The sequence below is a fragment of the Kitasatospora sp. NPDC090091 genome (assembly GCF_044747365.1).
In the GTDB taxonomy this organism is placed as follows: Bacteria; Actinomycetota; Actinomycetes; order Streptomycetales; family Streptomycetaceae; genus Kitasatospora.
Genome location: NZ_JBIVDY010000007.1, coordinates 161,984 through 181,244, shown reverse-complemented (window position 1 = coordinate 181,244; position 19,261 = coordinate 161,984). Strand labels below are relative to the sequence as shown.

The window sequence follows — 19,261 nt, the reverse complement described above, 5'->3', positions numbered from 1 at the left end:
GGAAGGCCGCAAGCCGTGACCGTCCGCATCGCCACCTGGAACATCAACTCCGTCACCGCGCGGCTGCCCAAGCTCCTGGAATGGCTGGAGAGCGCCAAGCCGGACGTGCTCTGCCTCCAGGAGCTCAAGTGCGCCAGTGACGCCTTCCCGTACGAGGAGGTGCGCGAACTGGGCTACGAGACGGCGGCCCACGGCACCGGCCGCTGGAACGGCGTCGCCATCGTCTCCCGGCTCGGCCTCGACGACGTCGTGCGCGACCTCCCCGGCCAGCCCGGCTACCTGGCCGACGGCGCCCTGCTGCCCGACGTCGAGCCGCGCGCCATCGCCGCCACCTGCGGCCCGGTCCGGGTCTGGTCGGTCTACGTGCCGAACGGCCGCGAGGTCGACCACGCCCACTACCACTACAAGCTGGAGTGGCTGGAGGCGCTGCGGGTGGCGGCGGCCGAGGACGCGGCCGGCCCGCGCCCGTTCGCCGTCCTGGGCGACTTCAACATCGCCCCCACCGACGAGGACGTCTTCGACGTCGCCGCCTTCGAGGGCCTCACCCACGTCACCCCCGCCGAGCGCGAGGCGCTGGCCGCCCTCGCCGGGGCCGGCCTCCAGGACGTCGTGCCCCGCCCGCTCAAGTACGACCGCCCCTACACCTACTGGGACTACCGCCAGCTGGCCTTCCCGAAGAACCGGGGCATGCGGATCGACCTCACCTACGGCAACAAGCCCTTCGCCGACGCGGTCACCGACAGCTACGTCGACCGCGAGGCGCGCAAGGGCAAGGGCACCTCCGACCACGCCCCGGTCGTGGTCGACCTCGACCTCTGACCCGGACCGGATCACTCCGTGTGACGGCGACCTGTGACGGCGAGTCCCCCGAACGGTCCAGAGCGGTGGCCGGACGGGGGGCGGGTGCCTACCGTCGGTGAATGACTGGGTGTAGTTGTTCGATCACGTGGACATTGGAGTCCCCGGCTGCGCCCGAGAATCCCGGAGGTTCCGGCATGCGCCCCACGCGTACGGCCGCCGCCGCCCTGATCGGCGCGGCGGTGCTGACCGGCCTGACGGCTCCCACCGCGCAGGCCAAGGACGGCGCCGCCACGGTCAGCCCGTCCCAGGCCGCACCGGGTCAGACCGTGACGGTCACGGTCTCCTGCGAGAAGTCCGACAAGCCCAGCGCCAAGACCATCACCGCCCACTCCTCGGCGTTCGAGGGCGGCCCGGCCACCCTCACGCTCGGCTCGGACGGCAAGCACACCGGCTCCGCCCGGCTGGCGGGCAAGAACAGCGGTGACAACAAGGTCGACGGCACCTGCCCGGACGGCGCCGTCTTCTCGACCAGCGTGACCGTCACCACCGTGGCCGCCTCCTCGCCCGCGGAGAGCCTCGGGTCGTGGAGCCAGGCGGCGGGGGAGTGGGCCGGCTCGCTCGGCCAGTCCGGCGCCGGCAGCCAGCAGGTGGCCCCGCACGGTGCCGTGAAGACCGGGCTCGGCGGCTCGGTCGCGGCCAATCCGGCGGAGCTGGCCGGCGGCGCGGCGCTGGTCGCCGGTGGCATCGGCGGGTTCTGGCTGCTGCGGCGGCGGACCGGCGCCGGCTCGGCCTGAAGGGCCTCCGGCACGGCGGGTCAGACCGTGGCGGGCCGGGCGGTCGGCCGGAGGACGGGCCGCGTGGCGCCGGGCTCGGCGGTGGGCGCCTCCTCGCCCCGCAGGGTGCCGCTCGCCAGCAGGTACTGGGCCAGGACGTACGTCGCCATGATCCAGAACTGGTGGCCCGGCAGCTCCTGCCACTTCGCCAGCTTGGTCGCGATCAGCGTGTCCGAGAGCAGGAAGAGCGCCCCGCCCAGGCCGGTCCGCCAGCCGAGGCCCGCCGAGGTGACGGCGGTCGAGGCGAGCAGCAGGCTGTACCCCGCCACCGGGATCTGCAGGTCGCCGAGGTCCGGCCAGAGCCGGCCGATCATCGTCGCCCAGGCCGTCGCGTAGGCGGCGGCCACCAGCAGCGCCCGCCGCCGGTCGGTCAGCGCCCCGCGCCGGACGAACATCGTCACGTAGCAGACGTGCGCCGCCGCGAACGAGCCCATGCCGGCCAGGAAGGCGGTGTCGTTGCCGAGCTGCAGCAGTACGTCGCCGCCGGTGCTGAACAGCAGCGCCGGCGCCAGCAGCTTCGGGGCCTCCCGGCCGGCCTCGGTGGCGGCCGTGACGCTGTGTGCGGCGAGCAGGGGCATCAGGGCCGGCTTGGTGGCGTGCCGGAGCACCGGGGTCTCGGTGAGGATCGCGCCCAGGTGGGCTGCGGAGGTGGCGGCGAAGCCGGCGAGCAGCCCGGTGGCGGAGCGCAGGCGCCCGCCGAGAACGGCGCGGGTGGTCGTACGGATGCTCATGCGGCGGTGTCCTCCGGGTGGGTGGATGGGGCGGTGCGCGGGCACGGCGGGCCCGTTCGGCCGGACAACCCTAGGGCCTGTCCGGCCGGCCGGGCCCGCCGCTGGAAGACATTGTTACCGGTGCGTAGGCCCGGTGCCGACCGGGCGGTGACGCGGCGGCGGATCCGCCCGGCGGCGGGGAGGCGCCGGGGGAGGCGCGGGGAGGCGGCGGTGGGCCGCCGGTACCGGCGGAGCGGGGCAGGTCAATTCGCCGGGAGGAGCAGTTGCTGCCACCGGGGGCGGCGCCCACCGTCTAGTCTGGTCCACGACATGGAGCAGCAGGAGTACGCGGCCGGCGCCACGCAGGTGGCCGGCGGCACGTCGGACGGGCGCACGGGCGGGGCGGGGCGGAGCACCACCGACGCCGTCGCCGCCGTACGCGGAGCCGGGCCTGACGCTCCGCAGGGGTCCGCGCCGGCCGACTCCGCCGACGGGCTCTCGCCCGACCCCGGGCTGCTCCGGCTCGCCCAGTGGTTCGCCGAGGCCGATCCCGGCACCGCCGACGACCTCTGCGCCGCCTCCTTCGGCCTCTACCCCGCCCGGCACTTCGGCGCCCCCGCCGAGGCGGCCCCCGCGCCGGCCGTTCCCGCGCAGGCCACCGCCGGCGCCGGGACCGCGGTGGACGTCAGCTGGTGGCACGGCCCCACCGCGCACGCGGCCGCCGCGCTGCGCGCCCGCGAGACCCGCCCGGCCCGCGGTCCGCGCCGGGCCCGGCGGGACGCCGACACCCTGCCCGTCGTCCGCTCGGGAGCCAAGCCCGGCAGCCCCGGGCGGCACCGCAAGCCCGAGCGGTCCCGCGGCGCCGCGGCCGTGGCGCCGGGGCCGGCCGGCGCGACCGCGGGGGCCGGCCCGCAGGACCGCTCCGCCGCCGCGGCCGAGCAGCGGATCGCCGCCCGGCTGCTGCTCGCCCACCCGCTGGTCACCGCCTCCGGCCCGCACGCCGACGGCTTCCCGCTGATCCGTCGTCACCGCGACTGGCTCGCCGAGCGCTTCGACACCCTGCTCGGCTACCGCCTCGTGGTAGGTCCCTGGCACGCCCGCCTCTGCAAGGCCGGGCTCGGCCCCGGCGCCACCCGCCGGCTCGAACACCCGGCCACCGGTGCCCCGTTCACCCCCGGCGGCTACGCCCAGCTCGCCCTCGTCCTGGCCCTGCTGGTCGACGCCCCCGAGCAACTGCCGTTGGGCCGGCTGCGGGCGGCGATGCACGCCGCGCCCGGACCGGTCCCCGCCGCCGCCCCCGGCGACCTCACCATGGCCCTGGCCGCGCTCGCCGACTGGCAGGTGCTCACCGGCGTGCCCGCCGACCCGGCCGACGAGGACGCCGTCCTGACGGTCGACCGGGAGCTGGCCCGTGCCGTCCCCGCCGGGCCGCCCGCGCTGGCCGCCGACGCCGCCGACCTGATCCGCCGCGCCGCGGAGGCCGAACCCGGCACCGCCGTCCGCCGCCGCCTCGCCGAGACCCCGGCCGTCCTCGTCGCCGACCTGTCCGAGGATCAGCGCGCCTGGCTCCGCGAGCACCGCCACAGCGGTCCGGCGGCCCTCGCCGAGTTCCTGGGCCTGGAGGCCGAGTCGCGGGCCGAGGGCGTCGCCCTGCTCGACCCCGCGGAGGAGCTCACCGACCTCGTGCTGCCCGGTCCCGGCACCCTGGCGCAGGCCGCGCTGCTGCTGGTCGAGCGCCTGGTCGAGGAGGTCCGCCCGCTGCCCGGCGAGGACGCCGAGGACGCCGAGGCCACCGGCGGCGAGCCGGCGGTGCCGGTCGTCCCGGTTCCCGACGCGCTGATAGACGGCGTGCTCGGCGACATCGCCGACGAGTACGGCCTCCCGGCCGGCTGGCGGCGGGACTACCTCGCCGACCGCACGGCCCTGCGGCGGGACGCACTCGACCTGCTGCACCGGATGGGCCTGATCACCCCCACCCCCCGCGGCACCCGCCCGCCGGGCTGGCTGCTCCGCGCCCCCGCCGCCCGCTACGCCCCCGCGGCCGACCTCCTGCCGGCCCCGGGCACCGGCCGCCACTCCCGCCGCGACCCGGCGGTCACCGTCCCGTCCCCCACCGGCGAACGCGCCAGGCAAGCGGGAGTTTGACCACGGGACCTAGATCGGCTGGACGACCAGGCGGTTGCCGCAGAGCCGTTCCATGTCATCCACGTCGGACGTGAAGACGGTGACGTCCCCGGGCTGTCGGAGCGCGACGGCTGCGAGTACGGCATCGATGGCGTACTTGTGTCCGTGCAGGCCGGCCTCGGCGAGCAAATGGATTGCCTGGTCGGAGACGTCCTGGGTGATGGGGACCACGACGATCCGGGACAGTATCCACTTCCAGGCGGCCTGGTTGACGCGAGCGTGGTGTGCCTCGACGAGCGTCATCGTGGTCGTGACGACCGGGATGCCGTGGCGCTGTGCGTACTGCAACTGCGCGCCCATCGCGCGGTTCCCGAGCGCGGCCTGTGACAGGCCCTCGGAGTCCAGCACGTAGACGGAGGTGCTGGTCAACTCGCCCGACGCTCCTCTTCGACGAGGCGGGCCCGGCGAGCAGCGTGCCGGGCGACCAGAGCGCGGTGGGCGGCCTCGGCCTGGGCCTGCTCCTCGTCGGTGACGGGCCCGTACTCGGCCTCCCACCAGTCCACCAGTTCGCCCAGGCGATCGCGCTCGGCCTGGCGCTCTATCGCCTGGGTGACGTAGCGACTGAACTCGCCGGGGCCGACCTTGGCGCGGATCTCCTCGGCCAGCTCCTCGGGCAGCGTCACGGTGTACTTCTTGGTCGTGGCCATACCGGCGACCCTACCACGCGTCGATGTGGCCCAGGTCACATCACTTGCTCGCCGTGGTCGTCGCCGCGGTGTCGTGCCGGACGGTCTCGACGGTGGCGCCGACACCGAGGGTGCCCAGGGCGACGGAGGCGAGCACGGCGGCGCAGGCGAGGAAGCGGCGGTGCCGCTGGGGGAGCGGGAAGCGCGGATCCTGGGAGGTCGCCGGAGGGTGGGCGTTCATGTCACAGAGCGTTCCAGGGCGGCGTTAACGATCGCTACGCGTGGGTGAAGTCCGGATGGGAGGTGGGCGTCGGCTTGTCGGATATGCCCCACCCGGCCGGACGGCGCCGTCGTGGCGCACTCGCCGGGCGTCGGCCGGGCCGGAAAATGGACGTATGTCGTACTCCGTCCGGCGCCCGGCCGGCGGCGGGGGAGAGCGCGCCGACGAGGCCGCGACCTCCCCCGCGGCCGGGATCGTCAAGCCGCTGCCCGCCGAGTGGTTCGTCCCGCACGGCAGCAATGCCGAGATGCGGTGGGACGCGCTGCGCGGCACCGACGGCCGCAGCACGGTCGGCCGGCACGTCCCGGTGGAGCGGTTCTTCGTCCGCAACCACACCTCCACCCCGCTGATCGACCCGGCCTCCTGGCGCCTGCGGCTGTTCGGCAGCGGGCTGCGCGGCACGCCCACCGCCGAGCAGGCGGTCGAGTTCGGCCTGGACGACCTGCGGGAGCTGCCCGCCACCCGGATCAGCGCGCTGATCGAGTGCGCCGGCAACGGCCGCGGCTTCTTCGCCGGCCAGCAGCACCAGGCCGTGCCCGGCACCCCGTGGGCGCTCGGCGGGGTCGGCTCCGCCGAGTGGCGCGGCGTGCGGCTGGCCGAGGTGCTGCGCCTGGCCGGCCTGACCCCGGAGGCGGTGGACGTCCTGCCGAGCGGCCTGGACCCGGAGTACACCGCTGGCGGCGTCGACTTCGGCCGGGTGCGCCGCCCGCTGCCGGTGGCCAAGGCGCTGGACGACGTCCTGCTCGCCCACGAGATGAACGGCGAGCCGCTGACGCCCGACCACGGCGCCCCGGTGCGGCTGGTGGTGCCGGGCTGGGTCGGGATCGCCTCGATCAAGTGGGTCGGCACGATCGAGGTGGCCGACCGGCCGCTCCACTCGCCCTGGAACACCCACTTCTACCGGCTCTTCGGCCCCGGCCACCCGGCCGGCGGCAGCGCGCCGATCACCGGCCAGGTGGTCAAGAGCGCCTTCGAGCTGGCCCGCGACGCGGTGCTGGACGCAGGCCGTACGCACCGGCTGCACGGGCGGTCCTGGTCGGGCGCCGCGCCGGTGCGCCGGGTGGAGGTGAGCACCGACGGCGGCCGCCGGTGGTACGGCGCCGAGCTGCGGGACGAGCCGCGCCGCGACGAGTGGACGCGCTGGAGCTTCGACTGGCGCCCGGAGCGGCCCGGCCGGTACGAGCTGCGGGCCCGCGCGACCGACCGGCTGGGCAGCACCCAGCCCGAGGTGGCGGCGTTCAACCGGGAGGGCTACCTGTTCGACGCCGTCGTGGTCCACCCGGTGACGGCCGTCTGAGCCCGGGGCGCGAGCCGGCGGCCGGCTCGCGCCCCGGACCGGCTCACACGGTCGGCCGGACCTCGGACCGGAGGTCCGCCCGCACCTCCGCCAGGCCCTCGTAGGGAGCCGGGAACGGTGTCTCGTACGGGGTCAGCACCAGCCGCACCACGTCCTCCAGCCGCCGCCGGGCGTCGCCGAGCGTGGTGCGGCCGGTCACCCAGGCCGTCAGCTCGCCCTGCCAGGCGTGGCCGACGATGTGCCGCACCAGGTCGCTCGCGGCGGCCGGCACCTCGGCCATCACCGCCTGCAGCGCGGCGCTGTCGGCCCGGGCCATGCCCTGCAGGGCCTCGCTGGCGAACGGGTCGGTGGAGGCGGCGACGGCCACCCTGAGTCTGGCGAGCTCGGGCTGGCGCTGGTAGGCGCGCATCCCGCCGCGGACGAAGCGCACCACCCGGTCGGTGGCGCCCAGTCCGGCCCGCGGCCCGCGCAGCTCCGCCACCAGGTCGGCCAGGAGCAGCCGGTGCCACTCGGCGATCGCCGCCGCCAGCAGGTGGTCCTTGGAGGAGAAGTAGCGGTACGCCGTCCCGAGGGCGACTCCCGAGCGCTCGCAGACCTGCTTCATCTGCAGCCGCTCGACGCCGATCTCGTTCACCAGGGCGAGTGCGGCCGCGATCAGGGATTCGCGGCGTTCCAGCTGACGCGGAGACATCGCCTCCACCGGTCGTGGTGACAGGTCAACCTTGGTCACCCGCACCATGATACGGCCCGGGGCCGCTCAGGAGTATGACGCCGACCGGCCGCCCCGCGTTCGCCCGCCGTCCCCCTTCCGGTGGGGGGACGGCTCGGCGACTGTCCCTCAGGTGCCGCCGGACCGTTCCCGGGGCGGTCGGGCCCGGCCGACCGGCCGCCGCCGGCCGCCGGTCAGCGCGGCCGGGCGCCGCGGTCGCGGATCAGCGCCTCCTGGACGGCGGAGGCGACCAGCCGCCCCTCCCGGTCGTAGAACTCGCCGAGCGACAGCCCCCGGCCGTCCGAGGAGGAGGGGCTGCGCTGGGCGAACAGCAGCCACTCGTCGGCCCGGAACGGGCGGTGGAACCACATCGCGTGGTCCAGCGAGGCCATCATCAGCCGCGGCGGCTCCCGTCGCTGGAAGAAGTTCGGCTGGACGTGCAGCCCGGCGGTCGAGGCCAGGGTGAGGTCCGACAGGTAGGTGAGCGCGCAGACGTGCAGCAGCGGGTCGTCGTCGTCCAGCGGCGAGCCGGTGCGCAGCCAGACGTACTGCTGCGGCATGCCCGGGACGGCCGGCGGCAGCCCGGGGGCGTCCGCCGGGACGAACCGCAGCTCCAGCGAGCCGAAGCCGCCCGAGCGGGCCAGCTCGGCGCGGGCCGCCTCGTCCCAGAGCGAGAACGCGTCCGGGAGCTCCTCGGGGCCGGGGACCGGCGGCACCTCCCGGTGCCGGTCGGCGGCCGCCTCGGGCCGCTTGAACGAGGCGGAGAGGGTGAAGATCGCCGCGTCGCCCTGCACCGCCGTGACCCGCCGGGTGGCGTACGACATGCCCTGGCGGACCCGGTCGACCTCGTAGCGGATCGGGCGGGTCGGATCGCCGGGGAGCAGGAAGTAGCCGTGCAGCGAGTGCACCGGGCGGTCCGGCTCGACGGTGCGCCCGGCGGCCGTCAGCGCCTGCGCGGCGACCTGGCCGCCGAAGGCGCGCATCGGGGCGCCGGCGTGGCACTGGCCCCGGAACGTGTTCTCGTCCAGCCGCTCGATCCGCAGCAGCTCGGCGAACGGGCCGATGGTGTCGGTGGCCCGTCTCTCCTGTTCAGTCACGTCGGTCACAGGCCCATAGTGGCAGAAGCCAACGGTCCGACGGTGTGACCTGGGTAACCATTCCGGGCGAACATCAGGCATAGAACCTGTTCCAGTCCCGGCCGTGGCCGACGGGTTGTCAGTGGCCGCGCCTAGCGTGCTCCGCATGTCGCAAGCCGCACACGCGTACGCCTATCTGCGCCCGTCCGCCGTCCTCTCCGACGCCGCCGGACCGCGCCTCGCCCTGGAGACCTCCGGCGGCGCCACCCCGCTCGGGGCGGTCGCCAATCCGCGCTTCTTCGCGGGCTTCCTGGCCGACCCGGCCCCGGCCGCCGCCGCCCTGCTCGCGGTCGCCGACGTCGCCGCCGCCCGCTACTACCAGCCGCAGCTGCGCGCCTCGCTCGACCCGGTGGTCACCGCCAACGGCGACCGGCTGCGGTTCGAGTCCTTCTCCGGCTGCTGCGGCGTCTACGCCCGCCTCGACGTCCTCCAGGCCGGGCTGGACGGTGACGAGATCGGCCACGGCACCACCAACGTCGACGTCAACAACCCGCTGCGGGAGGCGCTCACCCGGATCGGCCCGGCCGAGCCGCTGCACCTCGCCGTCGGGCCGGACGCGCTGGAGGTCACCACCTTCGACGGCCCGGTCGTCGAGAAGAAGGTGCCGCTGCCCGAGCGCTGGCTGCGCGGCTTCGCCGAGACCCAGGTGACGGCCGCCGGGTTCGACCTGCGCGCCGAGCTGCCCGCCGCCGAGGCGGTCCGCTTCCTGCGCTCGCTGCCGCGCGGCGGCGGCCGGGCCGGCGCCCGCACCGCCCTGTGGGTCGTCCCGGCCGGCCGGACGCTGCGCCCGACCACCCGGCCGGTGCCCGGCGCGGTCTGCCTGCCCGGCCCGGACCGGCTCGCGGCGCTGCAGCGGGTGCTGCGGCACGCGCTGGCGCTGCGGGTCTACGGCCCGGCGGTGCCCGGTGACGGCCCGACGGCCTCGGCCTGGGAGGTGGTGCTGCCCGGCATGCGGCTGACGCTCACGCTGTCGCCGGACGCCTCGCGCGGCTTCTCCGGCGAGGGCGGCGTGCTCGGCGCCCTGGCCGCCGCGACGGCCGAGCAGGACGCCGACCTGGTCGCCGTCCTGCTGGCCTGGGAGCCGCGGATCGAGGTGGCCGAGCTGGCCGAGCAGTCCGGGCTCACCCCCGCCCGGGTCCGGGCCGCGCTGACCAGGCTCGGCACCGCCGGGCAGATCGGCTACGACACGGCCGAGGCCGCCTACTTCCACCGGCAGCTGCCGTACGAGGCGGGCCGGGCGGAGGCCCGGAACCCGCGGCTGCGGGCGGCGCACGCGCTGGTGGCGGCGGGCGCGGTGCGGCTGGAAGGCGACGGCTCGCTCGCGACCGTCACCGTGGACGACCACATCCAGCGGGTGCGGACGGACGGGGCGGGCCGGATCAGCTGCACCTGCCTCTGGTGGGCGAAGTACCGGGGCGGGCGCGGGCCGTGCAAGCACGCCCTGGCGGTCGGGATGGTCCGGGAGCGCAACGCCCCGGGTGGTGCGGCGGTCGCCGCGGGTGCCATGGGCGGTTCGACCGCCCCGAACGGGAAGGAGCCGGTCGCGTGAACGGCGTCGAGGAGCTGTTGACGGCGGTTCGGGAGGGGCGGACGCCCCAGGTGCCGGCCCTGGTGGCGGCGCTCGGGCCGGCCGAGCGCCGGGCCTGCCTGCCGGCCCTGAAGGAGTTGCGCAAGGAGGTCCGCGGCCAGTGGTCCGAGGAGGCGAGTGCGCGCAGCGGGGCGCTGCTGGTGGCCGGGGCCGGCTGCCACGCCGGCCCGGCCGGCGCCGCCACCTGGATCAACGGGCGGGACTTCGCCGAGCACTTCGGGGCCCGGCACCCCGCGCTCACCGAGGTCGTCCGGGCGCAGCCGGTCGAGTGGCAGGTCGAGGTGGCCACCCGGCTGGCGGCCCGGCGCGGCTCGCGCTGGGGCTGGGACCTCTACCCGCTGATCGAGGAGGTGGTCCGCCGGACCGGCTGCCCGGTGCCCGCGACCGACGCCTTCACCGCGGAGTGGCTCGACCGGCTCGGCAGCACGTCCGGGCGCAGCGGCCGGCCCCGGACGCTGCAGGAGCTGATGGCGGAGGACGCCTTCACCCCGGTCCTGCTGCCCCGGGTGTTCGAGCTGGAGGACGTCGGCTGGCAGCTGGAGGCCCGGTACACCGACCGGCCCGGGGACGCCTTCCCGGCGGCCGTCGCGATGCTGGCGACGAGCGGCACGGTGGACCGCGCCGAGCTGCTCGACCGCTGCCTGGCCCGGCTGGTACGCGGCGGCAAGCCCGCCGACCAGCGCGCCTTCCTCGCCGTCCTGACGGCGCTGGCCCCGGACGACGCCGAGTACCGGGGGCACGCGCGCAGCCTGGTCGCCATGCTGGACGGCCTCCCGGCGGTGGCCGGCCACGCCCAGCAGGTGCTGGCCGGCCTGGACGAGCGCGGCCTGGTCGAGCCGGAGCTGCTGGCCGAGGCCTCGGCCGTGGTGCTGTTCCGGACCGAGAAGAAGCTCGTCCGGGCCCAGCTGGGCTGGCTGGACAGGGCCGCGAAGCGCGCGCCGGAGCGGGCCGGCCCCGTGGTACTGGCCGCGGCCGAGGCCTTCGCCCACCCGGACACCGACCTCCAGGAGCGGGCGCTGAACGTCGTCGCCCGGCATCTGGCGAAGGCCGGCGAGGCCGTCCTGCCCGAGCTGCGGTTCGCCGCCGAGGGGCTCAACCCGGCCCACCACGCGCGGGCCGGCGGACTGCTCGGCGCACCGGTCGGCGACGACGGCGACCCGGACGCCGGGTGGAGCGAACTGCTCCCGCCGGCGCCGGCGCCGGTGCCGCGGCCGCTGGGCGCGCCGATCGCCACGCCGGCCGAGGTCGCCGAGGAGCTGTCGGCGCTGCTGGCGGGCGTCGCGCCGGGCGTCGCCGACTTCGAGCGCACCCTGGACGGCCTGGTCCGGCACGCCCACCTGGACCACGCGGCGCTCGCCGGGGCGCTGGAGCCGGTGCTGCGGGTGCACGTCTGGGACGACGTCGCGCGCTGGCGGGACTGCGGCCCGCAGGACGTCCTGTACGTCGCCGCCGCGATCGCCGGGAAGGTCGACCCGCACCGGCGGGGCGTGGTCTTCCGCGACAAGGGCCGGGACGTGCTGCGCGGCCCGCACAACACGCCGTACGCGAACGTACTGGCCGCGCGGCTCACGGAGGCCGCCGAGCAGGTCACCGCCGACCGGCCGCCGCTGCTGCTCGCCACGCCCACCGACGCCACCGGGGCCATCGCGCCGGCCGAGCTGGTGGAGCGGATCGCGGTGTACGAGGCGGCCGGCGCCCGGCCCGGGACGGCGGACCTGCACGCGGCCCTGCTGCGGCTCGCCCCGACCGCCGACCCGGCGGTGCTCGCCGACGCCGGCCGGCTGGCCTCGCCGGCCGGGCGGTGGGTGGCGCAGTGGCTGCGCGACGGCGGGCTGCCGTCGCTGCCCTCGGACCGGGTGGTCTTCGCTCCGGGCCCCGGGGCGGGCGGCGGCCGGCTGCACGGCCCGCACTACTGGGAGCGCTCGTGGGAGGACATCGACCGGGTGCTCGTCGCCCAGCCCGGTGTCGGGGCGGGGCCGCAGGGGCCGGCCGGCGAACGCCTGGGCGGGGACTTCCGGGCCCTGCTGGAGGCCACCGAGCCCAGCATCGCCCGGGCCCGGAGGCAGGACGGCTGGTACTGGCCGACGGCGCACTGGGTGGCGGTGCTCCCGCACCACCGGGAGGAGCAGACGGCCCGCTGGCTGGACCGGTTCGCGGCCGTGGCCGACCGGGAGGAGCGCGGGGCCGGGGCGCTGCTGCCGGTCCTCGCCGAGGCCGGCGGCCGGGCCGGGATCGCGGTGCACCTGGCGGTGGCCTACGGCCTGGGCGCGCGCTTCCCCGACGACCGCACGGCCGCGGTGGACGCCCTGCTGGTGCTCGCCGCCCGCGGTGACCTGGACGCCGGCCTGCTCGGCCGCGAGCTCGGCGATCTGGTCGCCCGCGGCACGGTGAAGCCGAACCGGCTCGGCCAGGCGCTGGCCGCCGCCGCGGCGACCGGCGCGTACGCGACCGTCTGGTCGGTCCTGGCGCCCGTCCTGCCGGCCCTGCTCGCGGGCGAGCCCGCCCGGGGCGCCGGTGAGGTGCTGGCCGTCGCGGCGGACGCCGCGCGCCGCTGCGGGGCCCGCGGGCCGGTGGCGGAGGTGGACGCGGTGGCGGCCCGGCCGGGGTCGAGCCGGCTGGTGAAGGAGGCGCGCTCGCTGCGCGACGTCCTGGCCGGCTGAGCGGGGCCGGCCGAGCAGGGCCGACGCGGGGCCGACGCGGGCCCGGGGTCGACGGGCCCCGGGCCCCACGGGCGTCCGGGCGGGCCGGAGCCCGTCCGGCCGTCACACCGCGACGCCGTCGTCCTCCGTCGTCGCCACCGGCCGGGCCGGCGGACGGTCGGGTGCGGTGGCCGGGGCGGCCGGCACCACCAGTCCGGAGTCGTCCTTCGGCGGGGCGGCGACCGCCCGCCACCAGAGGCGCAGCGCGGGCGGGTCGACCGGCTCGAACGGCTTGCCGGGGCGGGGCACCGCCAGCCGCGCACCGAGCGCCTGGGCCGCGGCGACGACCCGCTCGGCGGGTTCCTCCCACGGGTGCGGCGCCAGGTTGAAGGTGCACCAGTGGATCGGGAGCAGCAGCTCGCCGCCGATGTCCAGGTGGGCCCGGACGCCCTCCTCGGGCGTCATGTGCACCTCGGGCCAGTAGTCGCAGTAGGCGCCGACCTGCATCATCGTCGCGTCGAACGGGCCGAGCCGGCGGCCGATCTCGGCGAAGCCCGGGAAGTACCCGGTGTCGCCGCTGTGGAAGAGCCGGTGCCCGCCGCCGGCCACCACCCAGGAGGCCCAGAGGAACAGTGCGCTGGTGCGCGGGCCGCGGCTGCAGTAGTGCCGGGCCGGGGTGGCGGTCAGGGTCAGCCCGGCCACCTCGGCCGACTCCCACCAGTCCAGCTCGACGATCCGCCCGGCGGGGACGCCCCAGTGCTCCAGGTGCGCGCCGACGCCGAGCGGTACGGCGAAGACCGTGCCGGTGCCGGTGAGCGCGCGGATGGTCGCCATGTCGAGGTGGTCGTAGTGGTCGTGCGAGACCACCACCACGTCCACCGGGCCGAGTTCGCCGAGCGGCAGCGGCACCGGGTGGAGCCGCTTGGGGCCGGTCCAGGCGAACGGCGAACAGCGCTCGCCCCAGACCGGGTCGAACAGCACCCGGCGGCCGTCGAGCTCGGCCAGCACGGTGGCGTGGCCGAGCCAGGTCAGCCGCAGGCCGGAGGCGGGCGGGGCGGCCAGGTCGACCGGGAGCAGCCGGTGCAGCGGCACGGCGGCCGCGGGCATGCGGCGGGTCTTGTCGGCGGCCAGCTGGGCGCGGGTGATCTCCAGCGGCGTGCGCTCGTAGACCAGCCGGCGGGTGGGCAGGGGGTTGCGGAAGGCCCCGTCGGCGAACTGCGGCGAGCGGTGGATCCGGGCGAGCCGTTCGCCGCGGGGGTCGGCGCCGAAGGCGTCGGTGCGGATCCGGTGCCAGGCCGCCCGGGAGAGGCCGGCCAGGCCCGGTCCGGTCCGGTCGGCGGAGGGCGCGGACGCGGTGGCGGACGGCGAGGTCAGACCGGCGACGCGGGAGTACCACGGAACGGAGCGGGGCACGGCACCTCCAAGGACGGTTACGGCTACCGGACATGCCGGGGCGCGCACCCAGGGCGGTGGGGCCGCTGAGGTACGACAACCATCTCGTCGGAGGTTACTCGCAGTGGGCCGTCCGGACCTGGTGGGCGGCCCGCCACGGGCCGTTCGGCGTACGGGTGCAGGGGCGGCCGGCGCCGGGGCGGGTTCGAACGGCGGCCGGGCCGGGGCCGCGAACGGCGCCCGGGCCGGGGCCGCGAACGGCGCCCGGCCCGTTCCGGCGGGGTGGCCGCCGGCGTCAGGCGTAGAAGCGGGTGATCGCCTCGGCGACGCAGTGCGGCTTGGCGCTCTCGGCGCTGGTGATGGTGAAGCGGACCACCACCTGGGCGCCGCCGGGCACCTCGGCGGCCGAGACCAGCTCCGCGGTCGCCCGGATCGCCGTGCCGACCGGCAGCGGCGCGGGGAACCGCACCTTGTCGGAGCCGTAGTTGAGCGCCATTCGCACGCCCTCGACGCCGTAGCACTCCTTGGCCAGCACCGGGATCATCGACAGTGTCAGGTAGCCGTGCGCGATGGTCGAGCCGAACCGGCTCTCCTTCGCCCGCTCGGGGTCCACGTGGATCCACTGGTGGTCACCGGTGGCCTCGGCGAACAGGTCGATCCGGGACTGGTCGACGGTGTGCCACTCGCTGGTGCCCAGCTCGGTGCCGACGGCGGCGGTGAGGTCGGCGAGGGACGCGAAGATCGTCACGGTGCGCTCCTGGTGGCAGGTGGGGTGCGGACTCGGCAGAGTATGCCTACTTGCCGGTCACCTGTCAGGAGCCGGGCGGAATGCGGGGGAACGGGCGGTGGCCGTCCCCGGGGTGCGGGCGGGCGGTCAGAAGCGCGTCACCGTACGGCCGGCGGGCAGCAGGCGGCGGCCGGTGACCAGCTCCGGTACCAGGGCGACGAACAGCGGGTCCGGGTCCCCGACCCACGGCCGCAGGCCGGAGCGCAGTGCCCGGCGGATCTGCTCCGGGTCGCGCAGCAGGTCCGCCCGGCCGTGCACCAGCACGCTCCAGCCGGTGCGGGTGACCGGGTCCAGCCGGTCCGCCTGGAACGCGACGACGGTGCCGTCCAACCCGCGCGCGGTGGTGCTGTCCCGGCGCACGGCCAGCAGCAGACGCCCGTCCGGTGCGAGGTCGAAGGAGAGCGGCAGGACCGCGGGCAGCGCGTGCTCGGTGTACACCACGCGCCCGACGGGCACGGTGCTGAGCAGTCGCAGGCACTCGGCCTCGCTCAGGGTCTCCACACGGTCGTCACGGTCCATGGGTCCGATCGTCCTCCGCCCCGGCGGCGGGTCGATAGGGCCCATGGTCCCGGAGCGCCCGGGTCGGGAGCCCCTCTACGGGCCGGGGAGGCGGCCCGGGGGGCGGTAGCTTGTGCGGCGGTGGCCGGTGCCGGCCCGCGGCGGTGGAACATGCCGGGGGCACGGCCGGTCGGGCCGCGGTTCGCCGCGGACGTGCCCCGGCCGGCGGCGGCGAGGCGGTGAGACGGAGCGGTGGGCGGTCCCGGCGACGGCGGGCCGGCGAGGAGGGGGCGATGCGGGTGGTCAGCGGGGTCGATCTGGTGGTGATCGGGGCGAACGGCGGGCCCGACCGCGGCTTCGGCGGTTCGGCCCGGGCGGCCGAGGGCGCGCGGCTGCTCGCCGAGGTGCTGCCCGGGATGTGCTTCGACGCCGGCTCGGCGGGCTGCCGGGTCACCGCGGTGGACCCGGCCGCGGACGCCAACACCATGCTCACCGCGGTGCGCGAGGCGGCCGCCCGGCCGGGCCGCTGGCTGGTGGTCTGCCTGGTCGGCCAGCTGGTCGCCGACCCGCGCGGCCGGCGGCTGGCCCTGGTCACCGGCGGCTCCACCGCCGACAACGCCTACCGGCGCGGCCTGGCCTGGGACTGGGTGGTCAGCGCGATGGTCCACGGCGACCAGGAGGAGGCGCTGCTGCTGGTCGACGCCGTCGCCGACCGGGACACCTGGGCGGCGCTCGAACGCGGCGGCGGCGAGGACGGTGCGGGCGAGCTGCTCAGCTACCCGCGCGTCCCGCTCTGGGGCCGGGTCGGCCGGTTCACCGCCGGTAGACGGGGCCGGGACGCCGTCCTGCCCGGTGCCGAGGGATCGTTCAGCCACGCGCTCACCACCGTCCTGCGGCACGGCCTCCCGGGCGCGCCCGCGGTGGTCTCCCCGATCGACCTCCAGCCGGCCGTGGCGGCCCTGCTCGACGGCGGGCCGGACGCCGCCCCGAGTGCCGGTACGCCGGGCGCACGCCTGCTCGTACCGCCGCATGGCGGGCGCCTGCTGATGCGCAATCGGGCCGCCGTTCGGGGCGCATTGGCCGGATTGTCGCTTTCCGAAGAACTGTTGGCCGTCCTGTGGCGCGAAAGTGCCCCGACGGATCCGCCTTCCACGTAAGGTCAGGGGGCTCGGGGTGTTGCCGTGCAGGGGCGGGATGGCGAAGAATCGATGCTCTCGCGGCACACCAGCGGGACGGCGGAAATCTTCTGGCGACCACGGACCACCTACGGGGTCGGTCGCGACGAGGTGGGGCGATGTGGCGGCGCGGAAATCTGGTGCGCACTGGGGCGGTGGGGGGCGCCGGGCTGGTTTCGGCGTTGCTCCTGAGTGCCTGTGCGGGCGGTGGTGACGCCGGTTCGGTCGATCGTCTCGGGACGACTGCGCCCACTGTTGCGGGAGTTGCGCCGCTAACTCCTTCGGGTGGTTCCGCAAACGACCGGATCGCGCCGACCGACGGCCCCGAAGGAGCGGCCGGGCGGCTGGTGCTGAGGACGTATCAGGACTGGTGGCAGACGCAGGTCGAGGACTTCGGCCGAACGGATTCGGACGGTTCCCGGCTGGAGGCCTTCTCCTCCGGGAAGGCGCTGAGCGGATCACTCGTCAATCTCCGCCAGTTGCACGACGCCAAACTGGTAATGATCGGAAGCCCGGGCAATTCCCCCGTGCTGAAGAGCGTGGACCTCAAGGCCGATCCGCAGACGGCCGTGATCGAGGACTGCCTGGACGTCTCGGGGTGGCATCAGGCGGATGCGGCGACGCGCGCGGTAAAGGATCCGCCGAAGCGGCTCACCCGCTACATCGCGACCGTTTCCGTGCGGAAGTACCAGGCGCGTTGGCTGGTAACCGAGTTCAAGCAGGAGGTGGACCGAACATGCTGAAACCGGTACGGCGAATCCCGGTCCCGGCGCTGTTGTTCGCCGGATTGCTGCTTTCCCCCGGAGGCACCGCGTTGGCGGACGAACCGCCTGCCGGCGGCGGGGGCGACGTCACGCAGTGCGCGGTGAACGTGATCTGCACGGGCGTCCACACCCCGGGCAGCACGCCCAGCCCCGGTGGCGGCGGCACGGGCGGCGGGGGCGGTGGCGGCGGCGACCAGGTGTGCCAGTGGAACGGCGTGCCGATGGCCTGCCACGACCCCGTCTACGGCTGGTTCAGCAGCTCCAACGGCTGCTACTACCGCACCACCAGCCCGCAGCCCGGCGCGGAGGACCCGGTCTGGGCCGGGCACAAGCCGTCGGAGGGGGCGATCTACGACGTCACCTGCGCCTACAGCGACGGCACCTTCGGCGCACCGCAGCCGACGTTCTTCGCCCAGGCGCCGGCCGCGCCGCCGCCGATGAACCCGGGCACCAAGGCCAAGGAGATCTGGGACGCCCTCACGTTCCCGTTCCCCGAGCCGGGTGTCGCGCCCGAGGGCACGTCCGTGGTCGGCGTCCCGGTCTGGTTCTGGCTCAAGAACGCGACCACGCTGAATCCGGTCACGGTGACGGAGGGCGCGATCAGCGTGACCGTCACCCCGAAGCTGGAGTCGGTGGAGTGGGACCTCGGCGACGGCGGCCCGGCGGTCGTCTGTGCGGGGCCGAACGCCGGCGGCACGCCGTACGAGGCCAAGTACGGCGCGGCGAAGTCGCCGACCTGCGGCCACGTGTTCACCACCGGCTCGGGCGGCAAGCAGGGCGGCACCTTCACCGGAACGGTCACCACGCGGTGGCGCGGCTACGTGACCGTGACCGGGAGCAACCAGAAGGTCGATCCCAAGGACATGTCGCTCTTCACCGACCTCAAGCTCAGGGTGGGCGAGGTGCAGGTCCTCAACTGACCGGCGGGCGGCGGGAGACCGTCGCCCGGGGCCGGCGCAGCACGTCCGCAACGTCCGTACGCAGCGAGAACCGCACGACGCAGGAGAGGTCGGAATCCGGTGGAGAACCGTACATTCGCGACGCCGGGAGCCGGCACGTCCGGGACTGCGGCGGCGGTGCTGCCCGAGCAGGGGCGCGCGACGCCGCACGCTCCGGGCCGGACGCTGCGCGCCCGGCGTCGGCGGCCGGCCGTCCTGGCGATGGCGATCGCGCTGATCGCCGCCGGCGGGCTCGGCGGCGCGGTGCTCTACAACAGCACCGGGCAGCGGGTCGCCGTGCTGGCGCTGGCCCATGACGTGCCGTACGGGCAGGTGCTGACCGACGCGGACCTGGTGGTGGCGCGGATCGCGACCGACCCGGCGCTGAAGCCGCTGGACGCGGCGGACCGGAGCAAGGCGGTCGGGATGCGGGCCGCCACCGACCTCAAGCGCGGCGAGATGCTGACCAAGGCGCACCTGGCGCAGTCGCTGAGCGTCCAGCCGAACCAGCTGATCGTGGGCGTCTCGGCCAAGCGGACCCAGCTGCCGGCGACCAGGCTGCAGCCCGGGGTGCCGATCGTCGTGGTCTACACCCCGGACACCGGGCGGCCGGAGTCGCTCTCCGCCGTGGTGATCACGGTCGGCCGGGTGGACACCGACGGCAGCCAGGTGGTCGACGTGGCGGTGCCGTCCGCCGACGCCGCCAAGCTGGCGGCCTGGGTGGCCAGCCAGCGGATCCAGGTGGTGCTGGCGCCGCGCGGCGCGGCGACCGGCGCACCCTCGGGGGCACCCGCGGCCTCCCCGTCGGCCGGTGCGTCCGGCGCCGCACCGGGGGCGGCGTCCGGTGCGCCCGCAGCGCCGGGCGGTACGGCGGCCGCGCCGTCCGGGGCGGGTGGGGCCTGAG

19 protein-coding genes are annotated in these 19,261 nt (G+C 76.2%); 10 read left to right on the top strand and 9 right to left on the bottom strand.

Translation table 11 applies throughout. The features are described from left to right. The first annotated feature begins 15 nt into the window (after positions 1-15). Positions 16-819, top strand: coding sequence for an exodeoxyribonuclease III (locus ACIPSC_RS14520; RefSeq protein WP_400825808.1), 804 nt, complete (start codon positions 16-18; stop codon positions 817-819). Positions 820-995: 176 nt separating this feature from the next. Beyond that, positions 996-1,595 (top strand): hypothetical protein, encoded by a 600-nt coding sequence (locus ACIPSC_RS14515; protein WP_400825806.1) that lies wholly within the window; start codon positions 996-998, stop codon positions 1,593-1,595. A 20-nt stretch (positions 1,596-1,615) separates the two neighbouring features. Here the strand turns inward: ACIPSC_RS14515 and ACIPSC_RS14510 are convergent, their stop codons facing one another. After that, the gene (locus ACIPSC_RS14510) at positions 1,616-2,365 is read right to left on the bottom strand and encodes a lysoplasmalogenase (protein ID WP_400825803.1); all 750 of its coding nucleotides are present in this window, start codon (positions 2,363-2,365) and stop codon (positions 1,616-1,618) included. A 309-nt stretch (positions 2,366-2,674) separates the two neighbouring features. Here ACIPSC_RS14510 and ACIPSC_RS14505 point away from each other — a divergent pair, with 309 nt between their 5' ends. After that, positions 2,675-4,489 (top strand): DUF2398 family protein, encoded by a 1,815-nt coding sequence (locus tag ACIPSC_RS14505; RefSeq protein WP_400825801.1) that lies wholly within the window; start codon positions 2,675-2,677, stop codon positions 4,487-4,489. A 9-nt stretch (positions 4,490-4,498) separates the two neighbouring features. Here the strand turns inward: ACIPSC_RS14505 and ACIPSC_RS14500 are convergent, their stop codons facing one another. The 3 genes from ACIPSC_RS14500 to ACIPSC_RS14490 are packed head-to-tail and all read right to left on the bottom strand — an operon-like array spanning position 4,499 to position 5,395. Then, complete coding sequence (locus ACIPSC_RS14500; protein WP_400825800.1) at positions 4,499-4,897, bottom strand: type II toxin-antitoxin system VapC family toxin; 399 nt, start codon at positions 4,895-4,897, stop codon at positions 4,499-4,501. Further along, the gene (locus ACIPSC_RS14495; RefSeq protein WP_400825799.1) at positions 4,894-5,175 is read right to left on the bottom strand and encodes a hypothetical protein; all 282 of its coding nucleotides are present in this window, start codon (positions 5,173-5,175) and stop codon (positions 4,894-4,896) included. The genes ACIPSC_RS14500 and ACIPSC_RS14495 overlap by 4 nt, the downstream gene beginning before the upstream one ends. 40 nt (positions 5,176-5,215) lie before the next feature. Then, positions 5,216-5,395, bottom strand: a complete 180-nt coding sequence (locus tag ACIPSC_RS14490) for a hypothetical protein (RefSeq protein ID WP_400825798.1) — start codon at positions 5,393-5,395, stop codon at positions 5,216-5,218. Positions 5,396-5,549: 154 nt separating this feature from the next. Here ACIPSC_RS14490 and ACIPSC_RS14485 point away from each other — a divergent pair, with 154 nt between their 5' ends. Further along, entirely contained in the window at positions 5,550-6,731 is a 1,182-nt protein-coding gene (locus ACIPSC_RS14485) for a sulfite oxidase (protein ID WP_400825796.1), read from the top strand. Between the two features lie 43 nt (positions 6,732-6,774). Here the strand turns inward: ACIPSC_RS14485 and ACIPSC_RS14480 are convergent, their stop codons facing one another. Continuing rightward, positions 6,775-7,461: a TetR/AcrR family transcriptional regulator gene (locus tag ACIPSC_RS14480; protein WP_400825795.1), complete on the bottom strand. Its 687-nt coding sequence runs from the start codon at positions 7,459-7,461 to the stop codon at positions 6,775-6,777. Positions 7,462-7,634: 173 nt separating this feature from the next. Next, entirely contained in the window at positions 7,635-8,546 is a 912-nt protein-coding gene (locus ACIPSC_RS14475; RefSeq protein WP_400825793.1) for an acyl-CoA thioesterase, read from the bottom strand. A 136-nt stretch (positions 8,547-8,682) separates the two neighbouring features. Here ACIPSC_RS14475 and ACIPSC_RS14470 point away from each other — a divergent pair, with 136 nt between their 5' ends. Together ACIPSC_RS14470 and ACIPSC_RS14465 are read left to right on the top strand one after the other, a co-directional pair. After that, positions 8,683-10,125 carry an SWIM zinc finger family protein gene (locus ACIPSC_RS14470; RefSeq protein ID WP_400825791.1) on the top strand — a complete coding sequence of 481 codons (1,443 nt, stop codon included), beginning with the start codon at positions 8,683-8,685 and terminating at the stop codon, positions 10,123-10,125. Then, a complete protein-coding gene (locus ACIPSC_RS14465) occupies positions 10,122-12,824 on the top strand; it encodes a DUF6493 family protein (RefSeq protein WP_400825789.1) in 2,703 nt (900 codons plus the stop codon). The genes ACIPSC_RS14470 and ACIPSC_RS14465 overlap by 4 nt, the downstream gene beginning before the upstream one ends. A gap of 102 nt (positions 12,825-12,926) precedes the next feature. Here ACIPSC_RS14465 and ACIPSC_RS14460 read toward each other — a convergent pair whose 3' ends face one another. The 3 genes from ACIPSC_RS14460 to ACIPSC_RS14450 all read right to left on the bottom strand — a co-directional run bounded on the left by ACIPSC_RS14460 (position 12,927) and on the right by ACIPSC_RS14450 (position 15,501). Further along, a complete protein-coding gene (locus ACIPSC_RS14460) occupies positions 12,927-14,120 on the bottom strand; it encodes an MBL fold metallo-hydrolase (protein ID WP_400826092.1) in 1,194 nt (397 codons plus the stop codon). A 370-nt stretch (positions 14,121-14,490) separates the two neighbouring features. Beyond that, positions 14,491-14,943, bottom strand: coding sequence for a MaoC family dehydratase (locus ACIPSC_RS14455; RefSeq protein ID WP_400825788.1), 453 nt, complete (start codon positions 14,941-14,943; stop codon positions 14,491-14,493). A 126-nt stretch (positions 14,944-15,069) separates the two neighbouring features. After that, positions 15,070-15,501 carry a pyridoxamine 5'-phosphate oxidase family protein gene (locus tag ACIPSC_RS14450; RefSeq protein ID WP_400825786.1) on the bottom strand — a complete coding sequence of 144 codons (432 nt, stop codon included), beginning with the start codon at positions 15,499-15,501 and terminating at the stop codon, positions 15,070-15,072. Between the two features lie 272 nt (positions 15,502-15,773). On the opposite strand from ACIPSC_RS14450, the gene ACIPSC_RS14445 reads away from it, so the two are divergent. From ACIPSC_RS14445 to ACIPSC_RS14430, 4 genes are all read left to right on the top strand, one after another. Beyond that, the gene (locus ACIPSC_RS14445; RefSeq protein WP_400825784.1) at positions 15,774-16,637 is read left to right on the top strand and encodes a hypothetical protein; all 864 of its coding nucleotides are present in this window, start codon (positions 15,774-15,776) and stop codon (positions 16,635-16,637) included. 137 nt (positions 16,638-16,774) lie between these two features. Continuing rightward, positions 16,775-17,398: a hypothetical protein gene (locus tag ACIPSC_RS14440; RefSeq protein WP_400825783.1), complete on the top strand. Its 624-nt coding sequence runs from the start codon at positions 16,775-16,777 to the stop codon at positions 17,396-17,398. A gap of 71 nt (positions 17,399-17,469) precedes the next feature. Next, on the top strand, positions 17,470-18,339 hold the full coding sequence (locus ACIPSC_RS14435) for a hypothetical protein (RefSeq protein ID WP_400825781.1): 870 nt from the start codon (positions 17,470-17,472) through the stop codon (positions 18,337-18,339). 99 nt (positions 18,340-18,438) lie between these two features. Continuing rightward, positions 18,439-19,260 carry an SAF domain-containing protein gene (locus ACIPSC_RS14430; RefSeq protein WP_400825780.1) on the top strand — a complete coding sequence of 274 codons (822 nt, stop codon included), beginning with the start codon at positions 18,439-18,441 and terminating at the stop codon, positions 19,258-19,260. The last annotated feature ends 1 nt before the right edge of the window (position 19,261 follow it).

Bases quoted from the DNA above. Each gene is read 5' to 3' on its own strand.
- ACIPSC_RS14515 (WP_400825806.1), top strand. From the start codon at position 996: ATGCGCCCCACGCGTACGGCCGCCGCCGCCCTGATCGGCGCGGCGGTG.
- ACIPSC_RS14510 (WP_400825803.1), bottom strand. From the start codon at position 2,365: ATGAGCATCCGTACGACCACCCGCGCCGTTCTCGGCGGGCGCCTGCGC.
- ACIPSC_RS14505 (WP_400825801.1), top strand. From the start codon at position 2,675: ATGGAGCAGCAGGAGTACGCGGCCGGCGCCACGCAGGTGGCCGGCGGC.
- ACIPSC_RS14495 (WP_400825799.1), bottom strand. From the start codon at position 5,175: ATGGCCACGACCAAGAAGTACACCGTGACGCTGCCCGAGGAGCTGGCC.
- ACIPSC_RS14490 (WP_400825798.1), bottom strand. From the start codon at position 5,395: ATGAACGCCCACCCTCCGGCGACCTCCCAGGATCCGCGCTTCCCGCTC.
- ACIPSC_RS14485 (WP_400825796.1), top strand. From the start codon at position 5,550: ATGTCGTACTCCGTCCGGCGCCCGGCCGGCGGCGGGGGAGAGCGCGCC.
- ACIPSC_RS14470 (WP_400825791.1), top strand. From the start codon at position 8,683: ATGTCGCAAGCCGCACACGCGTACGCCTATCTGCGCCCGTCCGCCGTC.
- ACIPSC_RS14450 (WP_400825786.1), bottom strand. From the start codon at position 15,501: ATGGACCGTGACGACCGTGTGGAGACCCTGAGCGAGGCCGAGTGCCTG.
- ACIPSC_RS14445 (WP_400825784.1), top strand. From the start codon at position 15,774: ATGCGGGTGGTCAGCGGGGTCGATCTGGTGGTGATCGGGGCGAACGGC.
- ACIPSC_RS14440 (WP_400825783.1), top strand. From the start codon at position 16,775: ATGTGGCGGCGCGGAAATCTGGTGCGCACTGGGGCGGTGGGGGGCGCC.